The organism is Achromobacter aloeverae (assembly GCF_004121055.1).
Taxonomy (GTDB): Bacteria; Pseudomonadota; Gammaproteobacteria; order Burkholderiales; family Burkholderiaceae_B; genus Bordetella_C; species Bordetella_C aloeverae.
Genome location: NZ_PYAL01000001.1, coordinates 710118 through 736334 on the forward strand (window position 1 = coordinate 710118; position 26217 = coordinate 736334).

The following is a 26217-nucleotide window of genomic DNA, read 5'->3' on the forward strand; positions in this document are numbered from 1 at the left end:
CCCGCATAATGACGCCCAGACCATGATTCAAGCCAGACGCATCCTGTATTCCGCGTTGTCCGCCGCGCTGCTTGCGGGTTGCGCCTCCGCGCCCCCCGCGCCGGTGGCGACCGCGGACCTGCACCTGCCCCGCTGGGTGCGGGTGCATATCAGCAAGCCGGGCCAGCCCGACGAGGACGCCATGCTGGCGGTCCAGGCCGAAGGCCAGGGCGCGACCCGCTGGCTGCTGTACGACCCCATAGGCATGCCCCGCGCGCGCCAGGTCCTGCAGGACGGCAAATGGCGCAACGACGGCTTCATGCGTCCGAACGGCAAGGCCAGCGACATGTTCTCCGCCATCCTGTTCGCGTGGACGCCGGAGCCGTCCCTTGCCAGCGCCTATGCCGGCAAGGACTGGCACAGCCAGCCCACGCCCACCGGCGGCCGCACCCGCATCCTGGACGAGGATTGCTCGCCACGTTGGCAGGTCACCTGGACCGCCAACGCGCCGGACGATACCTTTTCCATCCGCCAGCCCGACGGCACCACGCTGGATATCTCGCCGCTGAAGAACGCGCCATGACAGCACCCTCGACCGCCTGGCTGGGCCGTCCCGGCGTCGTTTGCGCGCTGGGGCAAGGCATGGACGCGGTGCATGCGGCCACCCTGCGCGGAGAAACCGCCGGCATGACGGCGCGAACGGGCTGGCTGCCGGGACGCAGCATCGTGGTCGGCGCCGCCGCCGGCGAACTGGACGAATTGCCCGCCACGCTTGCCGACGGCAAGGCGCCGCCGCCCCACTATCACAGCCGCAACAACCGCCTGCTGATGACGGCCGCCAACCAGATCGCCGATACCCTGCGCGCGGCCATCGCGCGCCATGGCGCCACGCGGGTGGGCATCGTGCTGGGCACCAGCACCTCCGGCATCGGCGAGGCCAGCCTGGCCTTCCGCGCCCGACAACAGGATGGCGCCTGGCCGCCCGACTACGACTACCGCCGCCAGACGCTGGCGGCGCCGGCCACGCTGCTGGCCGATTGGCTGGGCATCGCCGGCCCCGCGTACACCCTGTCGACGGCCTGCACGTCAGGCGCGCGCGCCCTCCTGTCGGCCAAGCGCCTGCTGGATGCCGGCCTGTGCGACGCCGTGATCTGCGGCGGCGTCGACGCGCTGTGCCCGCTCACCATCAACGGTTTCGCCTCCATCGAAGCCATCGCCGCGGGTCTGAGCAACCCCTATTCCGCCCATCGCGACGGCATCAATATCGGCGAGGCCGCCGCGCTGTTCCTGATGCAGCGCGAGCGCCCGCAAGGTGCGGCCGTCCGCCTGCTCGGGGGCGGCGGCAGCTCGGACGCCTGGCACATGTCGGCGCCCGACCCAACCGGCCAAGGGGCGATACTGGCCATGCGCGCGGCCTTGCGCGATGCGGGCGTCGCGGCTGCCGATATCGGCTGGATCAACCTGCACGGCACGGGCACGACGCACAACGACGCCATGGAAAGCCACGCGGTGCACGCCGTATTTCCGCAAGGCGTGCCCTGCACCACCACCAAGCCGCTGACCGGCCATACCCTGGCCGCTGCCGGGGCGCTGGAGGCGGCGCTGTGCTGGGCCGTGCTGGACCCGGCCTCGGACGGCGCCCTGCCGCCGCAGCGCTGGGACGGCGAGGCCGACCCCGCCCTGCCGCCCCTGCGCCTGACCGCGCCCGGCGAGCGCCTGCCTGCCGGCCGGCCCCGTATCGTCATGAGCAATTCCTTCGCCTTCGGCGGCAACAACACCTGCCTGGTGCTGGCGCAAGCCGACGACGCGCCGCCCGCCGACCGGGCGTGGCCGGTCGGCGACTGGCCGGTCGCGGAACTGCTGCCGCACACCGGCGCCGCCGTCCTGCTGGACGCCGTGCTCGCCTGCGACGAGGAAACCCTGCGCGCCAGCGCCACCGTCCGCCGCCACGACGCCTATGGCGACGACGCGGGCGAGCTGCCGCCCTGGCTGGGCCTGGAACTGATGGCCCAGGCCGTGGGCGCCTGGGCCGGCTGCCAGGCGCGCCGCGCCGGCGAACCCATGCAGCTGGGCTTCCTGCTCGGAACGCGCCGCTATGACTGCCGCGTGCCCGCATTCACTCCGGGCATGGCGCTGACCATCACGGTCGAGCGCTCCTTCCAGGACACCGCCGGCATGGGTGTCTTCCTTTGCGAAATCCACCATGGCGCCGAGTGCCTGGCGCAAGCCCGCCTGAACGTCTATCGTCCGCCGGATCCCGGCGCCTTCATCCACGAACCGTCCCCCGTGGACCTCGCCTGAAACCCATGACCTCACCTCTTTCCAACGCCGTCCTGGTCACGGGATCCAGCCGTGGTATCGGCCGCGCCATCGCCCTGACGCTGGCGCGGGCCGGCCACGACCTGATCCTGCATTGTCGCGCGCGCCGCGAGGACGCCGAAGCCGTGCGCGCCGACATCCAGGCCCTGGGCCGCGACTGCCGCATCCTGCAATTCGACGTCGCCGACCGCGCCGCCGCCGCGGCCGCGCTGGACGCCGACGTCCAGGCGCATGGCGCGCCCTACGGCGTGGTGCTCAATGCAGGCCTCACGCGCGACGCCGCCTTTCCAGCGCTGGGCGGCGAGGACTGGGACCAGGTGCTGCGCACCAACCTCGACGGCTTCTACAACGTGCTCCACCCGCTGGTCATGCCCATGGTGCGGCGGCGCGCGCCAGGCCGCATCGTCTGCATGGCGTCGGTATCCGGCCTGGTGGGCAATCGCGGCCAGGTGAACTACAGCGCATCCAAGGCCGGCCTGATCGGCGCGGCCAAGGCCCTGGCCATCGAGCTGGCCAAGCGGCGCATCACGGTCAACTGCGTGGCGCCCGGCCTGATCGAAACCGACATGATCGACGAACACGTGCCAGTCGAGGAAATCCTCAAGGCCATCCCGGCGCAGCGCATGGGGCAACCGGAGGAAGTCGCGGCGGCGGTGGCGTTCTTCATGTCGCCGGCCGCGGCCTACGTCACCCGCCAGGTGCTGGCGGTCAATGGAGGATTGTGCTGATGCATCGCGTCGTCATCACCGGCATGGCCGGCATCAGCGCCCTGGGACGCGACTGGAACACGGTGCGCGCGGCCTTCGAGGCGGGGCGCAACGCCATCCGTACCATGCCCGACTGGAATGTCTACAAGGAACTCAACACCCGCCTGGCCGGCCCTCTTCCCGAATACGCGCCGCCGTCGCACTGGACCCGCAAGCAGCTGCGCAGCATGGGCCGCGTTTCGCAACTGGCGGTCAATGCGGCCGAGATGGCCCTGGCCGACGCCGGCCTGCTGGGCGACCCCTCCATCGCCGATGGCCGCATGGGCGTGGCCTGCGGCTCGTCCACCGGAAGCACGGCGGATGTCATGGCGTTCGGCAACATGCTGCTCAACGGCGTGACCGACGATCTCAACGCCAATTCCTACGTGCGCATGATGCCGCACACCACGGCCGCCAACATCGGCATTTTCTTCGGGCTGAAGGGCCGCATCATCCCCACGTCCAGCGCCTGCACGTCAGGCAGCCAGGGCATAGGCTACGCCTACGAAGCCATCCGCTACGGCCGCCAGCGCATGATGCTGGCGGGCGGCGCCGAGGAGCTGTGCCCCAGCGAGGCCATCGTCTTCGACGCGCTCTACGCCACCAGCCAACGCAACGACACGCCGGAGCTGACGCCCCGCCCCTACGACGCCACCCGCGACGGCCTGGTCATCGGCGAAGGCGCCGGCATGCTGGTGCTGGAATCCCTGGAGCACGCCCAGGCCCGCGGCGCCCGCATCCATGCGGAAGTCGTCGGATTCGGCAGCAACTCCGACGGCACCCACATCACCCGCCCCGAAGCGGCAACGATGCGGATCGCCATGGAAATGGCGCTGGCCGATGCCGGCTTGCCGGCGCAGGCCATCGGCTACGTCAACGGCCACGGCACCGCCACCGAGCAGGGCGACATCGCCGAGACCCAGGCCACCCAGGCCGTCTTCGGCGAACGCATGGCGATCAGCTCGCAGAAAAGCTACCTGGGCCATACCCTGGGCGCCTGCGGCGCGCTGGAATCCTGGTTCACCATCGAGATGATGCGCAACGACTGGTATGCCCCCACCCTGAACCTGAACCAGGTCGATCCGCGCTGCGGCGAACTGGACTACATCACGGGCGACGGCCGGCGGCTTTCCAGCGAATATGCGATGAACAACAATTTCGCCTTCGGCGGCGTCAACACGTCGCTGGTGTTCCGCCGTTGGCCGTAGTTTTTTCCAGTCCACTTTGCAAGGCCATCCTTTTTCAACTCGATCGTTTTCATCCGCTAGGAGTGCTTGATGCATAAGTTTTCCAAAACGCTGGTCGGCCTGACCCTGTCCCTCTCCTGCGTCGCCGCGGCCCACGCGGCCGACCGCATGTCGATGAACTCGTTCCAGGCCGCCGTCGAGGCCGGCAAGGCCGAGGGCAAGCTCGACGGCAGCGTCAAGTTCTACCTGGCCGGCACCGGCCCCAAGGGCAAGATCCTGCAAGCCGACGCGGTCACCAACCGCAAGACCAACGCCTTCGGCAAGAGCGACGACAAAGCCTGCGTCTGGGCGGCCATGTCGGCCCTGATCAGCTTGCAGGAAGCCGCCAAGAAAGTCGGCGCCAACGCGGTCATCAATATCGTCAGCTACTACAAGAAGAACGTGAACCAGAACGCCACGCAGTATGAATGCCATGCTGGCGCGGTGGTCGCGGGCGTCGCGCTGCGCGGCGACCTGGCGGTGGTGAAGTAAACTTTGCGTCTCCCCGCCATGGCGCGGCCCGCGCCCGTCGGCGTCCCCGCCGTGGCGCGTGCCCAACGCTTTTTTTGCAAGGTTCCATCATGAGCACATCCACGCTCAAAGACACCATTTCGGCCCAGGTCAAGGAAGCCATGCGCGCCAAGGACACGGCCCGCCTCGGCACGCTGCGCTTCCTGCTGGCGGCGATCAAGCAGAAGGAAGTCGACGAGCGGCGCGATCTCGGCGATGCCGAAATCACCGCCATCGTCGAAAAGCAGGTGAAGCAGCGCCGTGAATCGATCGCCGCCTTCGAACAGGCCGGACGCACCGAAACGGCGGACCAGGAAAAGGCGGAACTGGCCGTCCTCCAGGAATTCCTGCCCCAGGCCGCCTCGCAAGCCGAAATCGATGCCGCCGTCGCCGCCGCCATCGCCGAGGTCTCGGCCAGCGGCGTGACCGGCGCCCCGGCCATGGGCAAGATCATGGCCATCCTGAAACCGGCGCTGGCCGGCAAGGCCGACCTGGCCGCGGTCTCGCAACAGGTCAAGGCGAAACTGGCCGGGTAGCTAGGGGTCGAGGTCCGCGAACAGGTCCGCCTGGCGCGGCCCCTGCGGGTCATCGGCATCGGGAAAATTGCTCATGCCGACGCCCACCAGCCGGTAGCGCGTGGTGGCCGGCAGCTCCACCCGTGCGCGCATCCGCCGCGCGATCTCGGCCAGCGCCTGTGCCGACGCCGGCAGCACCGGGGACGTGATGCTCCGGGTCAGCAAGCGGAAACGGTCCGTCTTCAGCTTCAGCGTCACCGTATACCCCCGCCCCCGCTTGCGCATCGCCTGCTCCCAGACACGCGCGGCCAGCTTGTCGATGACCTCGCTCAGGTCGGACAGCGGACGGTCATCCTCGAACGTGGTCTCGGCCGACACCTGCTGGGCCAATTGATCGGCCTCCACCGGGCGCTCGTCGATCCCGCGGGCCAATTCATACAGCCGTCGACCATAGCGTCCGAAGCGCAACTCCAGTTCGGGCAGGCTGCGGTTGGACAGGTCGCCCACCGTCAATATGCCCATTTGCTCCAGCTTGCCCTGCATCACGGCGCCCACGCCGGGCACCTTGCGCACCGGCAGCGGGGTGAGGAAGTCCAGCACATCGCGTGGGCGCAGCACGAACAGGCCGTCCGGCTTGTTCCAGTCCGAGGCGATCTTGGCCAGGAACTTGTTCGGCGCCACGCCGGCTGACGCGGTCAGGCCGGTCTCCGCCTGGATCTGCGTCCGGATGGCGCGCGCCACGTCGGTGGCCGACGCCAGCCCGCCCTTGTTCTCGGTGACGTCCAGGTAGGCCTCGTCCAGCGAAAGCGGTTCGATCAGGTCGGTGTGACGGAAGAAAATCTCCCGCACCTGGCGCGAGACGTCGCGATAGCGGTTGAAATCCGGCGGGATATAGATGGCTTGGGGACACAGGCGCAGCGCGCGCGCCACCGACATGGCCGAGTGCACGCCGTAGCGGCGCGCTTCGTACGAAGCCGCGCAGACCACGGAGCGAGGCCCTTTCCAGGCCACCACCACCGGCTGGCCCTTGAGGGTCGGATTGTCGCGTTGTTCGACGGACGCATAGAAGGCGTCCATATCGACATGTACGATTTTGCGCATCTCAACTGCTGGACGGTTCTACCGCCCGTGCCGTCAATACGGCGTAAAAACGCCTATTATGGCGCCTCACTTCATCGGTTAAGAGCAACATGGAAACCAAGCAAGGCACGGCCCCCCAGTTTTCCGTCGACTATTTCGGCGCCCAGATTCCCTTGATGGAGTATCTCGGCCTGATTCCCGAACACATCGAGGCCAACCTGGCGCGCACCCGGCTGCCCTGGCGCGTCGAGCTGACCAACAGCCGCGGCGACGTCCATGGCGGCACCCTGATGAGCGTACTGGACTTCACGCTCAGCGCGGCGGCGCGCGGCTCGCTGGAGCGCGGCGTCAGCATGGCCACCATCGACATGACCACCAGCTTCATGGCGCCGGCCACCGGCGACCTGGTGATCGAGGGCCGCTGCATCAAGCTGGGCAAGTCCATCGCCTTCTGCGAGGGCGACATCCATGACGCCAATGGCCAGCGCGTCTGCAAGGCGTCGGCCACGTTCAAGGTGATCCGGCCCCGTCCCGACGGCGGCGGCAAGGTCGGCACCGACTGAAGTCACCGCCCGGCGCGCCGTGCCCCGCCCTTATTGCTGCGGCGGACGCACCGGATTGTTGGTGTCGCTGGGCATGTAGGACACGCACGTCGGCACCTGGAAGCGGATGGCGTCGCGCATCGCGATCATGGCGTCGCCGTTCCAGATCGAGCGGCCCCACATGGCGATATGCACGTCGCTGTGGCCGGCGTCGATGCCGACGATGTCCACGCGTGCGACGTCATTGTCCGTCAACGGCGCCGTCACCCGCAGGGTGGCCTTGCGGCCGGCGTCATCCACCTCGCCACGCACCTTGTAGGCGTCCTTGGCGGTCAGGCAGAGTTCCGCCTGGGCCCGCGCCGCCTCGTAGGCCTTCCGATAGCCCACCTCGACCTTGTAGTCGCCGCTGGGCGACTGGCCGGGCTGGATACCCATGGAACACCCGGCCAAACTCACGGCCAGCACAGTGGCGGCCGCCATGATCCTCGACATAAGACCTCCAATAAACGGCGCAATTATGCTCCATCCGGCGCCGCCATTGAGCCCGATCGCCGTCAAGTTACCGGGATTGCACAATGCGCAGCCCCACCATCCGCCCGATTCGACACCCCCGACGCCCCTATGGCATGATCAAAGACCCGTCGCGGACGCCTCCTTGCGGCCGCATCACCGGAGAAGCCTTTGTTCAAATTCATGACCCGGTCCCTGCTGGCCGCCACGCTGATCGGCGCCGCCTCGGGCGCGGCCGCGCAATCGCCCAAGCAATATCCGCTGAAAGATTTCTTCCGCAATCCCGACCGTGGCTACTTCCGCCTGGCCGAGGACGGCAAGACCCTGGGATTCATGCAACCTGTCAGCATCGACGGCCAGCCCGCCCGCATGAACATCTTCGTGCAGAAGCTGGACGGCTCGGCCCCGGTGGGCGAACCGCGCAAGCTCACCAACGAAAGCGCGCGCGACATCAGCAACTATTTCTGGAAGGGCTCCGACACCATCCTGTACGCCAAGGATTTCGGCGGCGACGAGAACTTCCACGTCCTGGCGGTCAATGTCGCCGACGGCAAGGTCACCGACCTGACGCCTTACGAGCACGTGCGCGCCGGCATCGAGGACGACCTGGAGGACGACCCCGATCACATCCTGGTCAGCCATAACCAGCGCGACCCGCAGGTTTTCGACGTCTACCGCGTCAACGTGCGCACCGGCGCGTCCGAGCGCGTGGCGGAGAATCCCGGCAACGTCATCGGCTGGCAGACCGACCACGCCGGCAAGGTGCGCGCCGCCGTCACCAGCGACGGACTGAACACCACGCTGCTGTACCGGGACAAGGAAAGCGACCCGTTCAAGCCCCTGATCACCACCGACTACCGCACCAGCGTCAATCCGGCGCTGTTCACCTTCGACGACAAGCGCCTGTACGCCCTGAGCAATCGCGGCCGCGACACGCTGGCGCTGGTGGAGATCGATCCCGCCCGTCCCGATGACGAAAAGCTGCTGTTCGACCCGCAACAGGCCGACCTGGGCGGCATCGGCTACTCGCGCAAGCGCAAGGTGCTGACGGCGGCCGTCTACCAGACCGACAAGACGCACCGCAAGTACTTCGACGACCAGACCGAGGCGCTGCACGCCAAGCTGGCCGCGCGCCTGCCCGGCTATGAATTCACCATCCAGGGCGAAACCCGCGACGAGGACAAGTTCATCGTCGCCGCCTATAACGACCGCACGCCGGGTTCGCGCTACCTGTACGACGCCAGGACGGACACGCTGGCCAAGCTGGCCGACATCAACCCCGCCCTGCCGGAAGGCGACATGGCGGAAATGCGCCCGATCACCTTCCAGAGCCGCGACGGCCTTGCCATCCACGGCTACCTGACCGTGCCCAAGGGTCGCGCCGCCAAGGACCTGGCGTGCATCGTGAACCCGCACGGCGGCCCGTGGGCGCGCGACAGCTGGGGCTACAACCCCGAGGTCCAGTTCCTGGCCAATCGCGGCTACTGCGTGCTGCAGATCAACTTCCGCGGATCGACCGGCTACGGCCGCAAGTTCTGGGAAGCCGGGTTCGGCCAGTGGGGCCTGTCCATGCAGGACGACATCACCGACGGCGTCCAGTGGCTGATCAAGGAGGGCATCGCGGATCCCAAGCGCATCGGCATCTACGGCGGCAGCTATGGCGGCTACGCCACGCTGGCCGGCATCACCTTCACGCCGGATCTCTATGCCGCCGCGGTGGACTATGTCGGCGTGTCCAACCTGTTCACCTTCATGAACACCATTCCGCCGTACTGGAAGCCGCTGCTGGCCAAGATGCACGACATGGTCGGCGATCCGGAAAAGGACAAGGAACGCCTGGCCGCCACCTCGCCCGCGTTGCACGTCGACCGCATCAAGACGCCTTTGTTCATCGCCCAGGGGGCCAAGGATCCGCGCGTCAACAAGGCGGAAAGCGACCAGGTGGTCGAGGCCTTGCGCAAGCGGGGCGTCGAGGTCGAATACATGGTGAAGGACAACGAGGGCCATGGTTTCCACAACGACGAGAACAAGTTCGAGTTCTACGCCGCGATGGAGAAGTTCTTCAACCAGCACCTGAAGCCTTAGGAAGGCCCACCCCAGCGCGCTGCGCGCGCCCCCCTCAAGGGCGGCACTGGTGGACCGGAAGGAAGGACCACCCCAGCGCGCTGCGCGCGCCCCCCTCAAGGGGCGGCACTGGCGGACCGGCGGAGCCGGATCCGCTGTGCCCCCGGTCTGGCCCGGGTTCTTGAGCAAGAATAAAGGCACGCGCCAGCGTGCCTTTTCCTTTTCGGGTCCGCCTGCGTGGGCCCCGGGGACCGCGCTACGCGCGAGTGGGGGCGACCTTCCTCCGCCCCATGTCGGGGAGGAAAGCGGCGACCATGCCCAGCAAGGGCAGGAACGAGCACACCTTGTAGACGAACCCGATGCTGGTCGCGTCGGCCAGGTTCCCCAGCACCGCCGCGCCCACCCCGCCCAACCCGAACGACAGGCCGAAGAACAGGCCCGCGATGGTGCCCACCTTGCCCGGCACCAGTTCCTGCGCGAACACCACGATGGCGGAAAACGCCGACGCCAGTACCAGCCCGATAATGGCCACCAGCACCGCCGTCCAGAACAGGTTGGCGTAGGGCAGCATCAGCGTGAACGGCGCGACGCCCAGGATGGACACCCAGATCACCGTCTTGCGCCCGATCCGGTCGCCCACCGGCCCGCCCACCACCGTTCCCACCGCCACGGCGGCCAGGAAAACGAACAGGTAGAGCTGCGCCGTGCGCACCGGCAGATGGAACTTGTCCATCAGGTAGAAAGTGAAATAGCTGTTCAGGCTGGACAGGTAGAAGTACTTGGAAAACACCAGCACGGCCAACACTCCGAGGGCCAGGCCGACCTTGCGCCGGTCCAGGACGGCCGCTGCGCCGTCGCGCCGCTGCTTGGGCTTGAGGCGCCACCGGTTCGCCGCATACCACCGGCTGATGCCGATCAGCACCATGATGCCGAACAAGGCCGCCAGCGAAAACCACGCCACGCTGCCCTGCCCGTGCGGGATGATCAGCAGCGCCGCCAGCAAGGGCCCCAGCGACGAACCCACGTTACCGCCTACCTGGAACAGCGACTGCGCCAACCCGTGCTGGCCCCCCGACGCCATGCGCGCCACGCGGGACGATTCCGGATGGAAAATGGACGAGCCCGTGCCCACCAGCACCGCCGCCATCAGCAGGAAGGGATAGGACGGCGCCACCGACAGCAGCAGCAGGCCCACCAGCGTGAATCCCATCCCCACCGGCAGCGAATACGGCAGCGGCCGCTTGTCGGTATAGAAGCCGATGCAGGGCTGCAATAGCGACGCGGCGATCTGGTAGGTCAGCGTAATCAGGCCGATCTGGCTGAAGCTGAGCTGGAAGGAATCCCGCAGCATGGGATAGATGGCCAACAGGATCGACTGGATCATGTCGTTCATCAAGTGCGCCACGCTGATCGCACCCAGCACCTTGAAAGCCGTGTTGTCCTTGGGCGGAGCCGCGGTGGGGGATGCGACCGCGACCGGCGGCGTGGTCGCCACGATGGGAGTCTCGATGGAAGTAGTCATTATGGGCGGACGGTAGCTATGTGACGGGCAGTCGCCTGGAAGGGCAAAAAATGGGGACGCACTTTACGCGACCACCAAGGCAACCGTCCTGCCAGGCGCAGCACGGCCGTCACGCCAGTGTAAACAGGTCGACATGCGGCCGAGTGACAACTTTCGTCGAATAAGTGACACTGTCGACATGTCAGCCCGCCCTCCCGCCCATGCGCCATGGCGCAGCATCGATGCCGATGACTACCAGCGCGTGCCTCGACCGGTCACCGCGATGGCCAAGGAATTCGACGCGCGCTTCAACACCGGCCCCCACACGCATGCGCGGGCGCAGCTGATCTATGCCGCCGAGGGCGTGATGCGCGTGACCACGGCCCAGGGCGTGTGGGCCCTGCCCGCGCTGCGGGCGCTGTGGGTGCCGCCGGGGGTGGAGCACGCGGTGGACATGATCAGTCCTGTATCCATGCGGACCTTGTACCTGGACGGGTCGATCGCCGGCCGCCTGTGGGCGCAGTGCTGCGTCATCGAGGTGTCCGGCCTGCTGCGCGAACTGGTGCTGGCCTTGGCGCGCGAGCCCATCGAGTATCCGCTGGATGGCCGTTGCGGCCAGATCGCCAGCCTGATCCCGGCCGAGCTGGCCGTCGCCAAGGTCTTGCCCATCCGCATTCCCTGGCCTGCCGACCGCCGCCTGCAGGCGGTTTGCCGGGCAATACTCGAAGATCCGGGCAGTCCGCGCACGGTCCATGAATGGGGCGACGCGGTGGGCGCCAGCGGGCGCACCCTGATCCGCCTGTTCCAGTCCGAGCTGGGACTGAACTATCGCCAATGGGTGCAGCAGGTACGCCTGGCCGACGCCGTCGGCCGCCTGGCCCTGGGCCAGCCCGTCGCCCGCATCGCCGTCGAGCTGGGCTATCGCAGCCCCAGCGCCTTCGCCGCCATGTTCCGGCGGGCGATGGGGAGTCCGCCGAATTTGTATTTGCTGCCGGGCCGCTCCCAAGGCAAATAGCGCCCCCTCGGGGGGCAGCAAGCGGCGTAGCCGCGCGGCGTGGGGGCAACCATCCACTGCCGGGCCGCTCCCAAGGCAAATAGCGCCCCCATGGGGCAGCAAGCGGCGCAGCCGCGCGGCGTGGGGGTAACACCCCGCCCCCCGCGGGGCAGCATTTGAATCAGCCTGTATCCGGCACCGAAGAGCAGCGCCGGGCATCCCCCGCGCGCCCCGCGCCGCGCCTTCATCCCCGCGCAAGCCTCACCTGCGATAATGCGCGTTTGGTTACTCGAAACCTATTTGCTCCTGGGCGGTCTACCAACATCTGCCCTAGAATCGCCTGCGATGAGCCAAGCCGCACCTCCCAATACCCCCCGCCCGGACGGCAAGCCGGCCCGCCCCTCCTTCCTGCGCCGTTTCGTCGTCAAGGCCGCGATCCTCGCTGTCGGCGCCGGCCTGTGTGGCCTGGTGGCCCTGGCCCTGGCCCTCGCGCTGGCCTGGCCCAGCCTCCCCGACCTGCACGCCATGACCGACTACCGGCCGCGCGTGCCGCTGCGCGTCTACACCGCCGACAAGGTGCTGATCGGCGAATTCGGCGAAGAACACCGCAACGTGCTGCGCTTCGATGAAATCCCCGAGGTCATGCGCCATGCCGTCCTGGCGGCGGAAGACGACCACTTCTACCAGCACGGCGGCGTCGACTGGAGCGGCGTGGTGCGCGCCATGCTGGCCAACGTCGTGCGCGGCTCCAAGAGCCAGGGCGCCAGCACCATCACCATGCAGGTCGCGCGCAACTTCTACCTGTCATCGGAAAAGACCTACTCGCGCAAGTTCTACGAACTGCTGCTGACCTTCAAGATCGAATCGACGCTCACCAAGGACCAGATCCTCGAGCTGTACATGAACCAGATCTACCTGGGGCATCGCGCCTACGGCTTCGCCGCCGCCGCGCGCACCTACCTGGGCAAGGAACTGGCGCAGGTCACGCCGGCCGAGGCCGCGCTGCTGGCCGGCATCCCCAAGGCGCCCTCGCGCTACAACCCCATCACCAACCTGCCCCGCGCGCAGATCCGCCAGCATTACGTGCTGGGCCGCATGCGCGCCCTGGGCTGGCTGGACGAAGCGGGCTACCAGGCCGCCATGGCGCAGCCGCTGGCGGTGCGCTCCGGCCCGGAAAGCAGCGGCGGCAATGCCTTCCGCGTGCATGGCGAATACCCCGCCGAGCTCGTGCGCCAGGCGATGTACGGCATCTTTGGCGACCAGACCTATTCGCGCGGCATCAACGTCTACACCACCATCGACGCCAAGGACCAGGAAGCGGCCTATAAATCGGTGCGTGCCGGGGTGCTGGACTACACCCGCCGGGCGGCCTATCCCGGCCCCGAAGACAACATCGACCTGCCCGACGACATCGAAAAGGATCCCCAGGCGCTGGACGACCTGCTGGACGGCCTGCAGGAAAAATACCCCGACAGCGACGACCTCTACGCCGGCGTCGTGCTGGAGGCCAGCCCCACGGCCATCAAGGTGGCGCGCGGCGGCCACGAAATCATCACCGTCGACGACAAGAAGGCCTTGTCGGTGGTGGCCCGCGCGCTCGGCCCCAAGGCCAAGGACGACGTCCGCATCCAGCGCGGCTCGGTGGTCTACGTACACAAGAACGGCGACGCCTGGGAAGTCATCAACATGCCGGCGCTCCAGGCCGCCCTGATATCCATGGCGCCGGAGGACGGCGCCATCCGCGCCATGATCGGCGGCTTCGACTTCAACCGCGGCAACTTCAACCGGGCCGTGCAGGCCTGGCGCCAGCCCGGTTCCAACATCAAGCCCTTCATCTATTCGGCGGCGCTCCAGCGCGGCCTCACGCCGGCCACGCAGATTTCCGACGAGCCCTTCTCGCTGACGGCCGAACAGACCGGCTCCAAGGCCTGGAATCCGAAGAACGACGGCAATGCCTACGAGCCCATGCTGACGCTGCGGCAGGCCTTGTACAAGTCGAAGAACATGGTCTCCATCCGCATCCTGCAAGCCATCACGCCGGCGTACGGACAGGATTTCCTGACCCGCTTCGGCTTCGACAAGGCACGCTGGCCCGCCGTGCTGCCCATCGCCTTGGGCGCCGGTTCGGCCACGCCGCTGCAAGTGGTCAATGCCTATTCCGTGTGGGCCAACGGCGGCTATCGCGTCACGCCTTATCTCATCGACAAGGTCACCGACAGCGACGGCAAGGTGCTGATGCAGGCGCAGCCGCAGAAAGCCGGCGACGAAAGCCTGCGCGCGGTCGATCCCCGCGTGGCCTGGGTCATGGACGACATGCTCAAGGGCGTGGCCACCTATGGCACCGCGGCACGCGCCCACCAGGTCCTCAAGCGCGGCGACGTGGGCGGCAAGACCGGCACCACCAATGACTCGGTGGACGTCTGGTTCTCCGGCTACACGCCCGCGCTGGCCACCACGGTGTGGATGGGCTTCGACCAGCCGCGCTCGCTGGGCTCCAACGAATTCGGTGCCGGCCTGACGCTGTCGGCCTGGCTGCAGTACATGCAGGCGGCGCTCAAGGGCGTGCCCGAAGCCAAGCCGCGTCCGCAACCGCAAGGCCTGCTGGTCGACAACGGCGAGTACTACCTGTCCGAGTTCCCGCCGGGCCAGGCGGTGGCGTCGCTGGACCTGCCCACCGAGGACCCGCTGGGGGATTTCCTGAATCGTGGCAGCACGGGCGGCCTGCCCATGCTGAACCCGCCGCCTCCGCCGCCCGCGCCGCAGCCGGGCTCGCCGTCGGGCGCCCTGCCGGCGCCGCCGCCGGGGGTCCAGAGCCTGCCCATTCCCGTGCCCCAGGCGGGCGACGCCATCCGGCAGCGTCCGTTGGCCACGCCCGCCGCGGCGCCGGCCCAGGCCGCGCCGGCCGGCCAGCAAGTGCCCGCGCAGCAGCCCTTCTTCCCGCCGATCCCGGTTCCGCGCGTGGATGCGGGGCCAGGCGGCGAGCCGGTGGCCATGGCGACGCACTGACGCAGCCATCCGCTGATCGCGGCCCGGCCGCCCCATCCATAGCCCATGGCCGGCCGGCGCCAGGGCAGGCAAATGCGCCAAGGCAGGCAAAAAATAGCGGGGCGCTGCAACCATGCAGCGCCCCGCTTGTTTTTACCCGCCCACGGCAAGAAGCGCCGCGGGATAGACCCGGCGGCGCGGCGGCTCGATCATCCTCGGCCGCTCCCTCATGCGCCCGCCACCACGCCGCGGCGGCAACACTCAGCCCTTGCTTGCCTCGTGGCGAGCCTTGGCTTCCTCGTTCGGCGGATACAGGCCGGGCAGCGCGGCGCCGTTGTCGACCTCCTGCATGATCCATGCTTCCTGGCGTTCCTGTTCCACCGCGATGGGCACGATTTCATCGAGCAAGGCGGCGGGGATCACCACGGCGCCATCGTCATCGACCACGATCACGTCATCGGGAAACACCGCCACGCCGCCGCAACCGACCGGCTCCTGCCAGTTCACGAACGTCAGGCCGGCCACCGACGGCGGCGCCGCCACGCCCTGGCACCATACCGGCAAGCCCGTCCCCAGCACGCCCGCGCCATCGCGCACCACACCGTCGCTGACCAGCGCCGCCACGCCGCGCTTGCGCATGCGGGCGCAGAGGATATCGCCGAAAATGCCCGCATCGGTGACGCCCATGGCATCGACGACCGCCACGCATCCCGCCGGCATCGCCTCGATCGCGGCGCGCGTGGAGGTCGGGGACGACCACGACGCCGGCGTCGCCAGGTCCTCGCGGGCCGGTACGAAACGCAGCGTGAAGGCGCGGCCCACCACGCGCGGCTGCCCGGCGCGCAGGGGGCGCGTGCCACGCATCCAGACATTGCGCAGCCCCTTCTTCAGCAACACGGTGGTCAACGTCGCGGTGGAGACACCGCTCAAGGCATCGATGATCTTCTGGTCTAGCGTCATGCCAACAATTCTCCTGACTGCGTAAGCGGCCTCAGGCCAGGGCCGCGGAAGGTAGAGGGCGCGCCGGCACGGCGCGCAATGTCGATAAGTCCAGCAACGTGAAGTAGCCGTCCGGCCGCCAGCCGCCGGTATCGATATGGTAGACGTTGCCCAGCACCGTCGGGCGCGCCACTGGGGTATGTCCCACCACCAGCGCGTGCAAGCCCGCCACGCAGGTCGCGTCATGCCGTTCCAGGCGCCGGCGCGACCATAGGCAGATGTCGCGGGCGCGCCGGGGCCGGGAATGTAGCATCCCTTCCAGCTTGTCCCAGTCGCGTACGGGACTGTCGGCGTGCAGCAGTCCCACCAGGCCCGCCTCGGTCTCGACCTCCAGCGCCAGGGGCAAGCGCGCCAGCGCCTCGGCATAGCGCCGCTGGTCCTCGTCCGTCATCGACAGGAACCAGCCGCCGCCGTTGACGCGCCAGTTGTCGGCGTCCACCAGGCCGTGGCGCACATGGCGCACGGCGTAGTCCTCGTGGTTGCCCTGCACCGCATGGAACCAGGGCTGGGCCAGCCACTCCAGGGCCGCGTGGCATTCGGGGCCCCGGTCGATCAGGTCGCCGACCGAAAACAGACGATCGCGGGTGCAATCGAAACCGGTTCGCGCCAGCGTGTCCCGCAAGCGCGAAAAATAGCCATGGATGTCCCCGACGGCCCAATCGCGCCCGGCGGTATTGCGTGCGTAGCGTTGAATGACGGGTTGAATGACGGGTTGAATGACGGGCGGCATGGCGGTAGTCCCGATAACGCAGCCATGCGCCGCGGCCGGCGCCGCGACGCGCGATCCCCATACGCTAACACGGCCGCCGGGCGCGATCATCGGCCGCGCCGGGCGGGAGGCTCGCCCATACAGGCTACCGCGCCGCCCGTCGAATATGAATATGCGCCGCCGGATAAGCAGGGAATAAGCGCCGGGCTCGCGCCGAATACACGCTTGGACTCGCACAATCCGCGATCGCGCGTGTACATTGACCGGTGCCGGCCCCAACTATCCACACGGTCCGGCGGGGCCCCATAGGCGCCGCCGGATCGACACGCGTTGCGGTTTCGCCCGGCGATGCCGGCGCGCGCGGCTGGTCCGCGGCAGCCGGGGCAGCACCGCAACGCGCTTGCAGGAGCATCCACATGAAGCCACGTGTCGCCATCGTCGCCCCGGGCGCCATGGGTAGCGCCATCGGCCGCCGCCTGGACGAACACGGTCTGCAAGTCCTGACGTCCCTGACCGGACGCAGCGGCGCGAGCGTCGAGCGCGCCCGCGCCGCCGGCATGCACCATCGCACCGACCCAGAGCTTGCCCACGCCGACCTCTTCCTGTCCATCGTCCCTCCGGCCGAGGCCGAACCGGTGGCCCGCCAATACGCGGCCCTGTTCCGCGATGCGGGGCGATCGCCCGTCTATGTCGATTGCAACGCCGTCAACCCGCGCACCGTGGGCCGCATCGCCGGTATCATCCAGGGCAGCGGCGCGGCCTTCGTCGATGGCGGCATCATCGGCGGACCGCCCAAGCCGGGCCAGCCGGGCCCGGTCCTCTACTGCTCCGGGCCGGCCGCGGGCGCGGTGGAGGCCCTGGGGCGCGCCGGCCTGCGCGTGCGGGTGCTGCCCGCCGACATCGGCGCGGCGTCCGCCTTGAAAATGTCCTATGCCGGCATCACCAAGGGCCTGACCGCGCTGGCCGCCACCATGCTGCTGGCGGCGACCCGCAACGGCGCCGCGGAGGCCCTGCATGCGGAACTGGCCGACAGCCAGCCCCACCTGCTGACGCAATTCCGCCGCGCCGTGCCGGACATGTTCGGCAAGGCCTACCGCTGGGTCGCGGAGATGCACGAAATCGCCGACTTCCTGGAAGAGGACGATGCCGCCCGCGATGTCTACCGCCGCTTCGGCGACATCTATGAAGCGCTGGCGGCCGCGCAGCGCGACCAGGGCGATCCCATCGCGCAGTTGCGGGACTTCTTCGAGCAGGACGCGGCGCGGCCGTAGCGGCCCCGACGGGGCTTGTAGGAAAAATCTCTCGAAATGTCGGAACCAGAGTTAGTAAACCGCAACCTACCTGCCGAACTGTGCAGTTAATCGATTAAAGATTAACGATTAACCCTCGTCCTGGACGTTCGCCTTGTCGATCCGCCTTCGCGATCGGCCGCACATTTCCTCGTCGTGTTTACAACGAAGTTCCGGAGACAAAAATCTTGCAACATATCCCCGCTTTCTCCCGGCAAACGCCGTGGGCCGGGCGCGCCCTCTTCGCCTTGCGCGTCCGGCGCGCGCACCGCCTGCTCGATCCTGACAAGGCCCCATCCGCGCCGCCGTGGCAGCCATTGCGTCACGCCCTCGCGGCCATACCGCGCCACGGCCGGTACCTGACCCGCCTCGCCCGCCGTCGCGTGACGGCCAGCCAGCATTAACCGCCCACCGGAGACCACCGCATGGAAGTTAGCCTGAACACCGGCGTGACGCCGTTCGACCTGGCCCAGCGCTCAGACATGAATCCCTCCCCAGACGCCAGCAAGGCACGCCGGGGATCACTTGCGTTCACCGCCTCGGCGGGGCCGAAGAGCCGAACGCATTCCGCGCCGGAAGAAGCAAAGCCAGATACGCCCCGGATTGTCCTGACCAGCGACGGCATGCCGCGCACGACCACGTCCTCGTCCCCGTCCTCGCCGCCGTCGCCCTCCCCCTCGCTATCGCCATCGCCGCCGTCTTCGCCAACGCGCGCGCCCGCGTCCACGTCAACGTTCACGTCCGCACCCGTCAGGGACGCCGCCGCGCTCACGCTGGAGACCAGGGAAACCACCGAGTCGCACACCGGGACGCTCACCGGCGAAACGCCCCTGCCCCCGCCCAGGAAGAACGGCCACGTGCGTTCGCTTTCCATCTCGCTAGGGAAGATGTGGCCCTTCAAGCGGTCGGAGTCCACCGTGCAATCCCGCCCCGCCAGCGCCGCGCCCGACCAGGCGCAGGCGGATTCCACGCAGCCGGCGAGAATGCTCCGTTCGATCTCGGAAAGCACCGCGGAGCTGGAAGAAGCCCCCGAGACGGCGCGTTTGCTCCAGGCGAACGAGAACGGCCGCCGCTCCGTCGACTCGAGCGACCCGCGCCACGGCGGGGTCTATATGGGCGAAGACGCGGACTCCGGAATGGACGAGGCATCGACCGAAATCCTGGCCAAGTCGCCGGAAGCGGTGCTCACCCAGGAACAGGACGAGCGGCAAGCCGGGCAGGACAAGCGTAAACCGAGCCGCTTCTTCGGTTGCATCAAGCCTCGCACCCTCGAGTGACGTTCCCTTGCCGTTGAAGATCCGGGGTCGACCGGCGCCTGACTGGCCCCGGGCAGGCGCCACCTGACGCGAACTGCCCGGCGCCAGTCAGGCGCCGGCACGAGCCCCCGGAGCCCAGGCCACCGCTCCCTCGGCGTTGCGCACCATGCGCACGAGCCGGGGGATTCAGCCCAGGTCCGCTACCGTATCGATGTCGCGCACCACGCCCGCATCCTGGCAAGGCAGCTCGTGGACCCCATGGCGCAGCAGCAGCGCGCGCGCGCCCGTGTCGCCGTCGAGCGCGGCCAGTTCCGCAAGCAGATTCCACGCGAAGGCGACGGGATGTCCGCGCCGGCCCGCGCACGCCGGCGCCACGATGGGATGCATGACGCCCGCCGCGCACACCGCCTCCAAGGTCCGCGGCGCGATCCAGGGCATATCGCCCAACGCCACCAGCACGCCATGGGGGGCAGCACCCGCATCGCGGGCATATCGCGCCTGTAGATAGCGCGCGGCGGCGGCCAGGCTGGCGCCCATGCCGCGCGCGGCGTCGGGCGTCTCGATCAGTTCGCAGGCGGGCGCTTGCGCCAGCGCATCCCGCAAGGCGGGACGGCCGGGGCGCAGCACCGCCACCACGGGCGCGGCCACCGCACAAAGCGCCGTGGCCGCGGCCAGCACCACCGGATGGCCATCCGGCAAGGGGGCAAGCAGCTTGTCGACACCATCGTCGCCGGCCGATGCGCGAAAGCGCGTACCCTGGCCCGCCGCCAGCAAGATGGCGGCATAGCGAGGCACAGGGGGCGAGCGCAAGGAAAAGGACAAGTCCATGGACATCGCGCCAGTGTACGCGCAGCGTGTCATGGCGCGGATGCGGCCGGTCATGGACGGCAGCGCCCATGACCGGCCGCCGTGGTCCTACTCGGGCATCGGGTCCGGCACGCCGTCTTCGTCGACGTGCTGCACGGCCGCCAGCGCATTGCGGGCCGCCGACATGGCCTCGATGCCGCTGCGAAAACGGCGGGTCTTGAAGATGCGGAAAGTCAGCGGCTCGTCCTCGCTGCCTTCCTTGCGGGTTTCCATGTACGCGCACGCCGGCCCGTCTTCGTTCGGCGGCGTTGAATAGGCGTAGACCGTATAGCCACTTATCAGCCTGGGACTCGTCATCGGCGATTTCCTGTACTGGGGAGACCTTGAGGGCGCACCAGGCGCCCAGGTCGCGCCTGCCATGAAGCCCGCGGCAGGCGCAAAGGCCTACGCGCGGCTACCCGGTGCAAGCGGGTGGCAGGTCCTGAGCGGTCCAGGATCGCAGAAAATCAAATAATTCGCAAGAATTACGAACAATATGAAATATGGCTGTCATCCGGGGACGTCCCTGTGGGGACGTTCCGTCCACTGGCGGGTACACGGCCGTCACACGTCGACGCGCCGCCCCCGCCCGCCTCGACACGGCGCTTTACGCCGACGGCAAGGCCGCGTAGCTGGTGGCCAGATGGTAAGGCGTGGTGGATGGCATATCGGTGCGGGCCACGCGGCCATCCGCGCGCAGGCATTCATACCAGCCGCGCGGTTGCAGGAAGCGTTCGCGCAAGCGCCGCAGCTGGCGCTTGAGCACCGCCATCAGCGCGGGATCGCCATGCACCGCCAAGGCACGCGCGTATTCGGTCTGCGCCCAGATCCGCTGGGTGGCGTCGATGATCCCGCCATCCAGGCCGAGCGCCGCGCACACCCCGTCCGTGGCCATGTCCACGCCGCGGGACTGCGCGAACGTGAAAGCCCGCTCCAGCGCCTCGCCCAGCAGGGTGTCGTCGAAAACGTCCGGCGCGCTGCGCGACAGGGCCAGCCATTCGAATTGGTGGCCGGGCTCGATGCGATTCTCCGGTGCCCCGACGCGCAACTCCGTGATGCATTGGGTAGGTGCGTGCAGGAAAGCGCCCGCCATGCCGGCGACGATGCGCTGCAAGGCCGTGGTGTAGGCGGCATCGCCCGTCGCGTCGCGCGCCGCCAGGTACGCCTCGGTCAAGTGCATGACGGGGTTTTGCTGCACATCCTGCAAGGGCCCGGACCAGTCCGGCTTGAGTTGCGCCCAATAAAGACCGGCCGGCGCGGCGAACCGTGCTTCGACCTGGCCAGCTGTAGCGGCCAGCAGGTCCAGGGCGCGCCGGTCGCGCGTGGCGCCATGGTGCGCCGCGCACGCGAAGATCACGAAGGCATAGGTGTAGAGGTCATGCGTGAGATCCAGCGGCGCGCCTTGCGCGTCGACGCTGTAGACCCAGCCGCCTTCGGGATGGACAAAGCGCGTGCGCAAGGCGTCGAACAGCCGCGCGGCGTGCCCCGCCGCCCCCGCCGTCGTGTGCACGTAAAGCTGGCGCGCGCACGCCATCGTGCGGTAGCGGGCGACCGGCAGCACCTGCAGGCGCGCGCCGTCCACGGCTTCGTAGGGTAATTGCAGGTCGGGGTTATAGCCTGTCGTGCGCCACAGCGGCAGCACGATATCGCTGTAGTGCCGGCGCAGGTCGGCGACCAGGGCCAGGAGGGACGAATCGACGGGATCGGATGGGAAGGCGGGCATGAAAACGCGCGGACGGCAGCGAAAAAAACCACAGTCCGCACGATACCCGATGCGCGCGGCACGGACCAGCGCAAGCCGGCCGCGCCCGCGTCCCGGGCGTCCCGGGGGGCCGGGGCATCCCGGACATCCCGATCAACGCCCCAGCACTACCTGCAACACGACACCGGTGCCGATGGCGGTCAGGACGAAGTCCGGACCGATGCCCATCCACTGATAACCGCGCGGCGGGGGCGCCAGGTTATAGCCGCGCCAGTTGTCGATCACATACTGGCGGTTGCGATATTCCGGCGGCAGGCGGTCGCCCTTGGCCCAGCGCGGGCCGCCGGGGCCGTGGGCGTTGGGGCCGTAGCCTTGCGGCGGATGGCCGTTGTTCTTGCCCGGTCCGGCGTTGTGCGGTCCTCCTTTCGGACCACCGTTCGGGCCGCCGGGACGGCCGGGTTCCTGTGCACCCGGACCGCCTGAATGGCCCGGACCCGAACCACCTCCCTGGGCCCCAGGGCCGCCGGGACGCCCCTGGCCTCCCGGACCGCCCGGTCCACGGTCCTGCTGTGCCAGCGGCCCGATGGCTCCCTGACCACGATCACGGTCATCGGCATGCGCCGGCGCGCTGATCGCCAGCGAGGCCGCGGTCAGCATTCCCGCCATCAGCGCGCCGGTTGCGCGCAGCGCGCGCTGCCGAGCCGGAGAGGCGTTGTACAACGGTGGTTTGTTCATGATCGGTTTCCTTTCCCCGCGCGGCACGCAAACAATCGCGTAGGCCCCTCGCACGGGAACCACTCTAGGGTACAGATATTGGGGCCGGGACATGGCGCAAGCCGCCGCATAAATACGGAAAATTCGGCACTACATGCGAACAAATGTAACAACAGGCGGATCACAGCCGGGCGATCACCCTAGCCCCGAACGTTCCATGTGCAGCGCCAGCCGCCCCTTCTCCGTCACCGTCAGTACGCCGGCGTCATTGCGCGCCACGCAGCGCAAGGTGACCAGGGCCTCGACGAATTCCGGCGGAATGGGCACATAGTCCTTTTCACCCCCGAAATTGTCTGCCACGACTTGCAACCAATGACCCAACTCGCCCTTCTTGAAATTGTGCAGCGGCATCGATGACCTCCCGGATGCTGGATGCTGGCTGGAAAATATGCGCATTATCGGCCATCAGAACATTCCGGCCGCCGTGCGACGCCGTCTCCGTTTCCGGAATCCGGCGCCTGTCCTGCATAATGTGCGCCAAATCGCCTGGAGTCTCCATGTCATTCCGTTTTGCCCTCTTCGCTGTTGCGCTGGCCGCGCTAGCCGGCTGCACGACCACCATGAGCCCTGTCATGGAAACCGGAGAGCCGGATCAATACACCATCAGCAACCGCAGCACCATCCAGAGCGTGTCCTGGGTCGACCTCAAGAGCCAGGCCTTGCTGCGGGGCAGCGACTACTGCCAATCCATAGGCCGCAAGATGACCAAGCCGGTCATCACGTCCAACCATGCCACGGGCCTGGGCACGCGTATCGCCTACGTGACCTTCACCTGCTCGCCCTTCCCGCAACCCAGCGACAAAGACGCCGACAACAGCGGCAAGTAAACCGCCCGCCGCGGTCGACACATTCCCTTACCCCACCGGCCACGCCGGGCGGGTGGCGCACGCCTGCCCGCGCGGGGGATGCACCTCATTGCCGGGCCGATATAAATGGTATACCGTAGGATACAAACATAGAACCGGCCATGGCTTTGCACCGGTCATCCCCCAAAGGAAAAACGGAGACGCTACATGGATATGCCCCGCCGCCTGGCCTTGTGCGCCCTTATCGCGCTGGCCCCCTTCGCTATGAGCCATGCCGAGAAAACGCCCGCGGACAACTATCCGAGCCGCCCCATACGCCTGATCTCGCCGTATGAGCCGGGCGGCGGCGTCGATATCATGGCCAGGCTGGTCGCGCGCAACCTGGGCACGGAACTGGGCGTCGCGGTGGTCGTGGAAAACCGGCCGGGCGCGGGCGGCGTCGTCGGCACCCAGGCCCTGACGGCGGCCGTCCCGGACGGCTACACCCTCATCCTGGATTCGCCGTCGCCGCTGGTGGTGGCGCCGTACCTGATGAAGAAGCTGAACTATGACCCGCAAAAGGACCTGGAGCCCATCAGCCTGATTGCCGATGTCCCGGCGGTACTCCTGGTCAGGAACGACTCCCCCATCCATACGGTCGGCGACCTGCTCGCGCTGGCCCGCAAGGAACCCGGCAAGCTGACGTTCTCGTCCTCCGGACTGGGCGGCACCGCCCACCTGTCGGCGCAATTGCTCAAGGTGCTGGCCGACGTCGACATGCTGCACGTGCCCTACAAGGGCACCGCCCCCGCCATCCAGGCGGTGCTCTCCGGCGAGGTCACCATGACTTTCGCCGACATGACCGCCGGCCTGCCCTTCGCCCGGAACCATCAATTGCGCGCCGTGGCAGTGACCACGCCCAAGCGCACGCCCGCCCTGCCCAATGTGCCGACGGTGGCCGAAACCGTGCCCCATTACGCGGCCAGCGTCTGGTATGGCGTGCTGGCGCCCAAGGGCACGCCGCGTCCGATCATCGACAAGCTCAATATTGCCCTCGTGAAGTTCGTCCATACGCCCGACGTCAACAAGATGCTGGTCGAGGAAGGCGCCGAACCCGCGGGGTCCTCGCCGGAACAGTTCCGCGCCTTCCTGCGCCGCGAAAGCGAGCGCTGGGGCGAAGTCATCCGCAAATCCGGCCTGCAGCCGCAATAGCGTTCGACGCGAGCCAGGCCCGGACGGGCCCGGCCGCCGCATCCCAGGAGAAACCATGCTGTTGATCAACAATGAAGTCGTCGAAAAAGTGCTCTCGATGCGCGAGTGCATCGAAGCGCAGGAACAGGCCTTCGCGGGCCTGTTGACCGGCGCGGCCATAGGCCGCCCCCGCCTGGACATGTACGTCCCCTGCGACCGCGACGACGGCTATTACCGCTGGGGTTCGGTCGAGGGCAGCAGCGGCGGCATCCTGGCGGTCCGGTTGAAATCCGACATCCTGGTATGGCCCCGCGACAAGGGCGCGGGCGGCAGCGAGCAGAAATACTGCATGACGCCCGGCACCTACTGCGGGCTGGTCTTTCTCTTCGGCACCGGCAATGGCGAGCCCCTGGCCCTGCTCAACGACGGCCACCTGCAGCACATGCGCGTCGGCGGCGCGGCCGGCATCGGCACGCGCCTGCTATCGCGTGTAGACTCGCGCGAACTGGGCATCATCGGGTCTGGCGGCATGGCCCGGACCTTTCTCGACGCCATACTCGCGGTGCGCGACATAAGGCGGGTGCGCGTCTACAGCCGCAGCGCCGAGAACCGCGAGCGCTACGCGCGCGAAAGCGCCGACCGCCACGGCATAGAAGTGATCGCGGTGGATGACCCGCGCGATGCCGTGCGCGGCGCCGACATCGTCGCCACTTGCACCGACAGCATGACGCCGGTGCTGCAACCCGACTGGCTGGAGCCTGGCATGCACGTGGTGGCGCTGACGCCGCGCGAAATCGATCCGGCCATCGTCCAGCGCTTCGATGTCGCCGTACAGCAGGGCCGCGAGGAAATGCCCATGGCCGAGACCGAGCGCTTCCGCAAGGGCATCTCCGGCAGCCCCCAGGCCTATGTCGCCGGCAGCGAAGAAGAGCAACTGCGCCTGCCCAAGCCGCGGCACGCGCGCCTGCCCACGCAGGACTGGCCGGTCTACACCGACGTCATTTCCGGCAAGGCGCCGGGACGCACGCGCGATGACCAGATCACCTTCTACTACACCGTGGGCAATTGGGGCGTGCAGTTCTCCTCGGTGGGCGGACTGGTCTATCGCAAGGCCAAGGCGCAGGGCCTGGGCCACACCTTGCCGCTGGAGTGGTTCATCCAGGACATCCGCAACTGAGGCGATGGGTCATGCGGGCAGGGAAAGCCGCATGGAGGGGGACAACGGACGATACGGGGTGCGCTTGGCCGGATACCTGGATGGCGGGCCAGCACCACCGCCTAGGCCGAAAAGTTCTCGTCTATCCAGCTGCGCGCCCACTGCTCCGCGCCTTGCCGCGCCATCCCCGGCGTGGCGATGCGCACACCCGGATAAGGCGGGAACTCGAAACCGTTCACCGGCGCTCCGCCCTCCAGCAGCGAGATGAAGATGCGCGCCTGGTACTGCCCGGCCTGTGACGGCGCCGCTTCGACCGCGCATTCGATAATGAAGTCCTTGTACTGGATCATGGGGCTCGCTCCGGTAGTGAAGGTGTTGCCGCGAACTAGCGTCGCGCCTGCCGTGCACCGTCACTATCGCACTGCAAAAGCCTTACGCCTAGGCGCGCAGACATTGCAATTGCAAGGACAATTGTCGCCGCCCGCCTTGTAGAGGATACGGCGTGGAAGCGCGCATCCTGCCATCGGCTGGTATCCACT

The 26217-nt window shown here is 68.0% G+C and carries 26 protein-coding genes; 15 read left to right on the forward strand and 11 right to left on the reverse strand.

Going from position 1 to position 26217, the window contains the following annotated elements:
• Positions 1 to 22 precede the first annotated feature (22 nt).
• The 6 genes from C7R54_RS03075 to C7R54_RS03100 all read left to right on the forward strand — a co-directional run bounded on the left by C7R54_RS03075 (position 23) and on the right by C7R54_RS03100 (position 5316).
• Positions 23 to 562: a C2 domain-containing protein gene (locus C7R54_RS03075; protein WP_129148702.1), complete on the forward strand. Its 540-nt coding sequence runs from the start codon at positions 23 to 25 to the stop codon at positions 560 to 562.
• Positions 559 to 2280 (forward strand): beta-ketoacyl-ACP synthase, encoded by a 1722-nt coding sequence (locus tag C7R54_RS03080; protein WP_129148703.1) that lies wholly within the window; start codon positions 559 to 561, stop codon positions 2278 to 2280. Before C7R54_RS03075 ends, C7R54_RS03080 begins: the two co-directional genes overlap by 4 nt.
• A gap of 5 nt (positions 2281 to 2285) precedes the next feature.
• Positions 2286 to 3026: a 3-oxoacyl-ACP reductase FabG gene (gene fabG / locus C7R54_RS03085; protein WP_129148704.1), complete on the forward strand. Its 741-nt coding sequence runs from the start codon at positions 2286 to 2288 to the stop codon at positions 3024 to 3026.
• On the forward strand, positions 3026 to 4252 hold the full coding sequence (locus C7R54_RS03090; protein WP_129148705.1) for a beta-ketoacyl-ACP synthase: 1227 nt from the start codon (positions 3026 to 3028) through the stop codon (positions 4250 to 4252). The genes fabG and C7R54_RS03090 overlap by 1 nt, the downstream gene beginning before the upstream one ends.
• 69 nt (positions 4253 to 4321) lie before the next feature.
• The gene (locus C7R54_RS03095; RefSeq protein ID WP_129148706.1) at positions 4322 to 4762 is read left to right on the forward strand and encodes an excinuclease; all 441 of its coding nucleotides are present in this window, start codon (positions 4322 to 4324) and stop codon (positions 4760 to 4762) included.
• 89 nt (positions 4763 to 4851) lie between these two features.
• The gene (locus tag C7R54_RS03100; protein WP_129148707.1) at positions 4852 to 5316 is read left to right on the forward strand and encodes a GatB/YqeY domain-containing protein; all 465 of its coding nucleotides are present in this window, start codon (positions 4852 to 4854) and stop codon (positions 5314 to 5316) included.
• Here C7R54_RS03100 and dinB read toward each other — a convergent pair whose 3' ends face one another.
• Positions 5317 to 6396 (reverse strand): DNA polymerase IV, encoded by a 1080-nt coding sequence (gene dinB, locus C7R54_RS03105; protein WP_129148708.1) that lies wholly within the window; start codon positions 6394 to 6396, stop codon positions 5317 to 5319.
• Between the two features lie 89 nt (positions 6397 to 6485).
• Here dinB and C7R54_RS03110 point away from each other — a divergent pair, with 89 nt between their 5' ends.
• Complete coding sequence (locus tag C7R54_RS03110; RefSeq protein WP_129148709.1) at positions 6486 to 6938, forward strand: PaaI family thioesterase; 453 nt, start codon at positions 6486 to 6488, stop codon at positions 6936 to 6938.
• A 30-nt stretch (positions 6939 to 6968) separates the two neighbouring features.
• Here the strand turns inward: C7R54_RS03110 and C7R54_RS03115 are convergent, their stop codons facing one another.
• Positions 6969 to 7397, reverse strand: coding sequence for a BPTD_2524 family lipoprotein (locus C7R54_RS03115; RefSeq protein WP_240039352.1), 429 nt, complete (start codon positions 7395 to 7397; stop codon positions 6969 to 6971).
• 213 nt (positions 7398 to 7610) lie between these two features.
• Between C7R54_RS03115 and C7R54_RS03120 the strand changes: the two genes are divergently transcribed.
• Positions 7611 to 9512 carry a S9 family peptidase gene (locus C7R54_RS03120; protein WP_377813592.1) on the forward strand — a complete coding sequence of 634 codons (1902 nt, stop codon included), beginning with the start codon at positions 7611 to 7613 and terminating at the stop codon, positions 9510 to 9512.
• 235 nt (positions 9513 to 9747) lie between these two features.
• On the opposite strand, the gene C7R54_RS03125 is transcribed toward C7R54_RS03120, so the two are convergent.
• Positions 9748 to 11013, reverse strand: coding sequence for an MFS transporter (locus tag C7R54_RS03125; protein ID WP_129148712.1), 1266 nt, complete (start codon positions 11011 to 11013; stop codon positions 9748 to 9750).
• A 178-nt stretch (positions 11014 to 11191) separates the two neighbouring features.
• On the opposite strand from C7R54_RS03125, the gene C7R54_RS03130 reads away from it, so the two are divergent.
• Both C7R54_RS03130 and C7R54_RS03135 read left to right on the forward strand, forming a co-directional pair.
• A complete protein-coding gene (locus C7R54_RS03130; protein WP_129148713.1) occupies positions 11192 to 12007 on the forward strand; it encodes an AraC family transcriptional regulator in 816 nt (271 codons plus the stop codon).
• A gap of 324 nt (positions 12008 to 12331) precedes the next feature.
• Positions 12332 to 14992, forward strand: a complete 2661-nt coding sequence (locus C7R54_RS03135; protein WP_129148714.1) for a penicillin-binding protein 1A — start codon at positions 12332 to 12334, stop codon at positions 14990 to 14992.
• 240 nt (positions 14993 to 15232) lie between these two features.
• On the opposite strand, the gene C7R54_RS03140 is transcribed toward C7R54_RS03135, so the two are convergent.
• Both C7R54_RS03140 and C7R54_RS03145 read right to left on the reverse strand, forming a co-directional pair.
• The gene (locus C7R54_RS03140; protein WP_129148715.1) at positions 15233 to 15931 is read right to left on the reverse strand and encodes a ribonuclease activity regulator RraA; all 699 of its coding nucleotides are present in this window, start codon (positions 15929 to 15931) and stop codon (positions 15233 to 15235) included.
• Between the two features lie 31 nt (positions 15932 to 15962).
• Positions 15963 to 16688, reverse strand: coding sequence for a metallophosphoesterase (locus C7R54_RS03145; protein ID WP_377813594.1), 726 nt, complete (start codon positions 16686 to 16688; stop codon positions 15963 to 15965).
• 407 nt (positions 16689 to 17095) lie between these two features.
• Here C7R54_RS03145 and C7R54_RS03150 point away from each other — a divergent pair, with 407 nt between their 5' ends.
• The gene (locus C7R54_RS03150; RefSeq protein ID WP_129148717.1) at positions 17096 to 17950 is read left to right on the forward strand and encodes an NAD(P)-dependent oxidoreductase; all 855 of its coding nucleotides are present in this window, start codon (positions 17096 to 17098) and stop codon (positions 17948 to 17950) included.
• A 443-nt stretch (positions 17951 to 18393) separates the two neighbouring features.
• Positions 18394 to 19245, forward strand: coding sequence for a hypothetical protein (locus C7R54_RS28805; protein ID WP_158021137.1), 852 nt, complete (start codon positions 18394 to 18396; stop codon positions 19243 to 19245).
• A gap of 165 nt (positions 19246 to 19410) precedes the next feature.
• Here C7R54_RS28805 and C7R54_RS03160 read toward each other — a convergent pair whose 3' ends face one another.
• The 5 genes from C7R54_RS03160 to C7R54_RS03180 all read right to left on the reverse strand — a co-directional run bounded on the left by C7R54_RS03160 (position 19411) and on the right by C7R54_RS03180 (position 22897).
• Positions 19411 to 20052 carry a nucleotidyltransferase family protein gene (locus C7R54_RS03160; RefSeq protein ID WP_129149421.1) on the reverse strand — a complete coding sequence of 214 codons (642 nt, stop codon included), beginning with the start codon at positions 20050 to 20052 and terminating at the stop codon, positions 19411 to 19413.
• An 87-nt stretch (positions 20053 to 20139) separates the two neighbouring features.
• Entirely contained in the window at positions 20140 to 20388 is a 249-nt protein-coding gene (locus C7R54_RS03165) for a hypothetical protein (protein ID WP_129148718.1), read from the reverse strand.
• Positions 20389 to 20677: 289 nt separating this feature from the next.
• Entirely contained in the window at positions 20678 to 21793 is a 1116-nt protein-coding gene (locus C7R54_RS03170; protein WP_129148719.1) for an AGE family epimerase/isomerase, read from the reverse strand.
• 132 nt (positions 21794 to 21925) lie between these two features.
• On the reverse strand, positions 21926 to 22507 hold the full coding sequence (locus C7R54_RS29460) for an RcnB family protein (protein WP_377813277.1): 582 nt from the start codon (positions 22505 to 22507) through the stop codon (positions 21926 to 21928).
• A 174-nt stretch (positions 22508 to 22681) separates the two neighbouring features.
• Positions 22682 to 22897 carry a hypothetical protein gene (locus tag C7R54_RS03180; RefSeq protein ID WP_129148720.1) on the reverse strand — a complete coding sequence of 72 codons (216 nt, stop codon included), beginning with the start codon at positions 22895 to 22897 and terminating at the stop codon, positions 22682 to 22684.
• A 146-nt stretch (positions 22898 to 23043) separates the two neighbouring features.
• Between C7R54_RS03180 and C7R54_RS03185 the strand changes: the two genes are divergently transcribed.
• The 3 genes from C7R54_RS03185 to C7R54_RS03195 all read left to right on the forward strand — a co-directional run bounded on the left by C7R54_RS03185 (position 23044) and on the right by C7R54_RS03195 (position 25699).
• Positions 23044 to 23373 (forward strand): hypothetical protein, encoded by a 330-nt coding sequence (locus tag C7R54_RS03185; RefSeq protein WP_129148721.1) that lies wholly within the window; start codon positions 23044 to 23046, stop codon positions 23371 to 23373.
• Between the two features lie 186 nt (positions 23374 to 23559).
• Positions 23560 to 24543: a Bug family tripartite tricarboxylate transporter substrate binding protein gene (locus C7R54_RS03190; RefSeq protein ID WP_129148722.1), complete on the forward strand. Its 984-nt coding sequence runs from the start codon at positions 23560 to 23562 to the stop codon at positions 24541 to 24543.
• A 55-nt stretch (positions 24544 to 24598) separates the two neighbouring features.
• On the forward strand, positions 24599 to 25699 hold the full coding sequence (locus C7R54_RS03195) for an ornithine cyclodeaminase family protein (RefSeq protein WP_129148723.1): 1101 nt from the start codon (positions 24599 to 24601) through the stop codon (positions 25697 to 25699).
• A 101-nt stretch (positions 25700 to 25800) separates the two neighbouring features.
• Here the strand turns inward: C7R54_RS03195 and C7R54_RS03200 are convergent, their stop codons facing one another.
• Complete coding sequence (locus C7R54_RS03200) at positions 25801 to 26028, reverse strand: hypothetical protein (RefSeq protein WP_129148724.1); 228 nt, start codon at positions 26026 to 26028, stop codon at positions 25801 to 25803.
• Between the last annotated feature and the right edge of the window lie 189 nt (positions 26029 to 26217).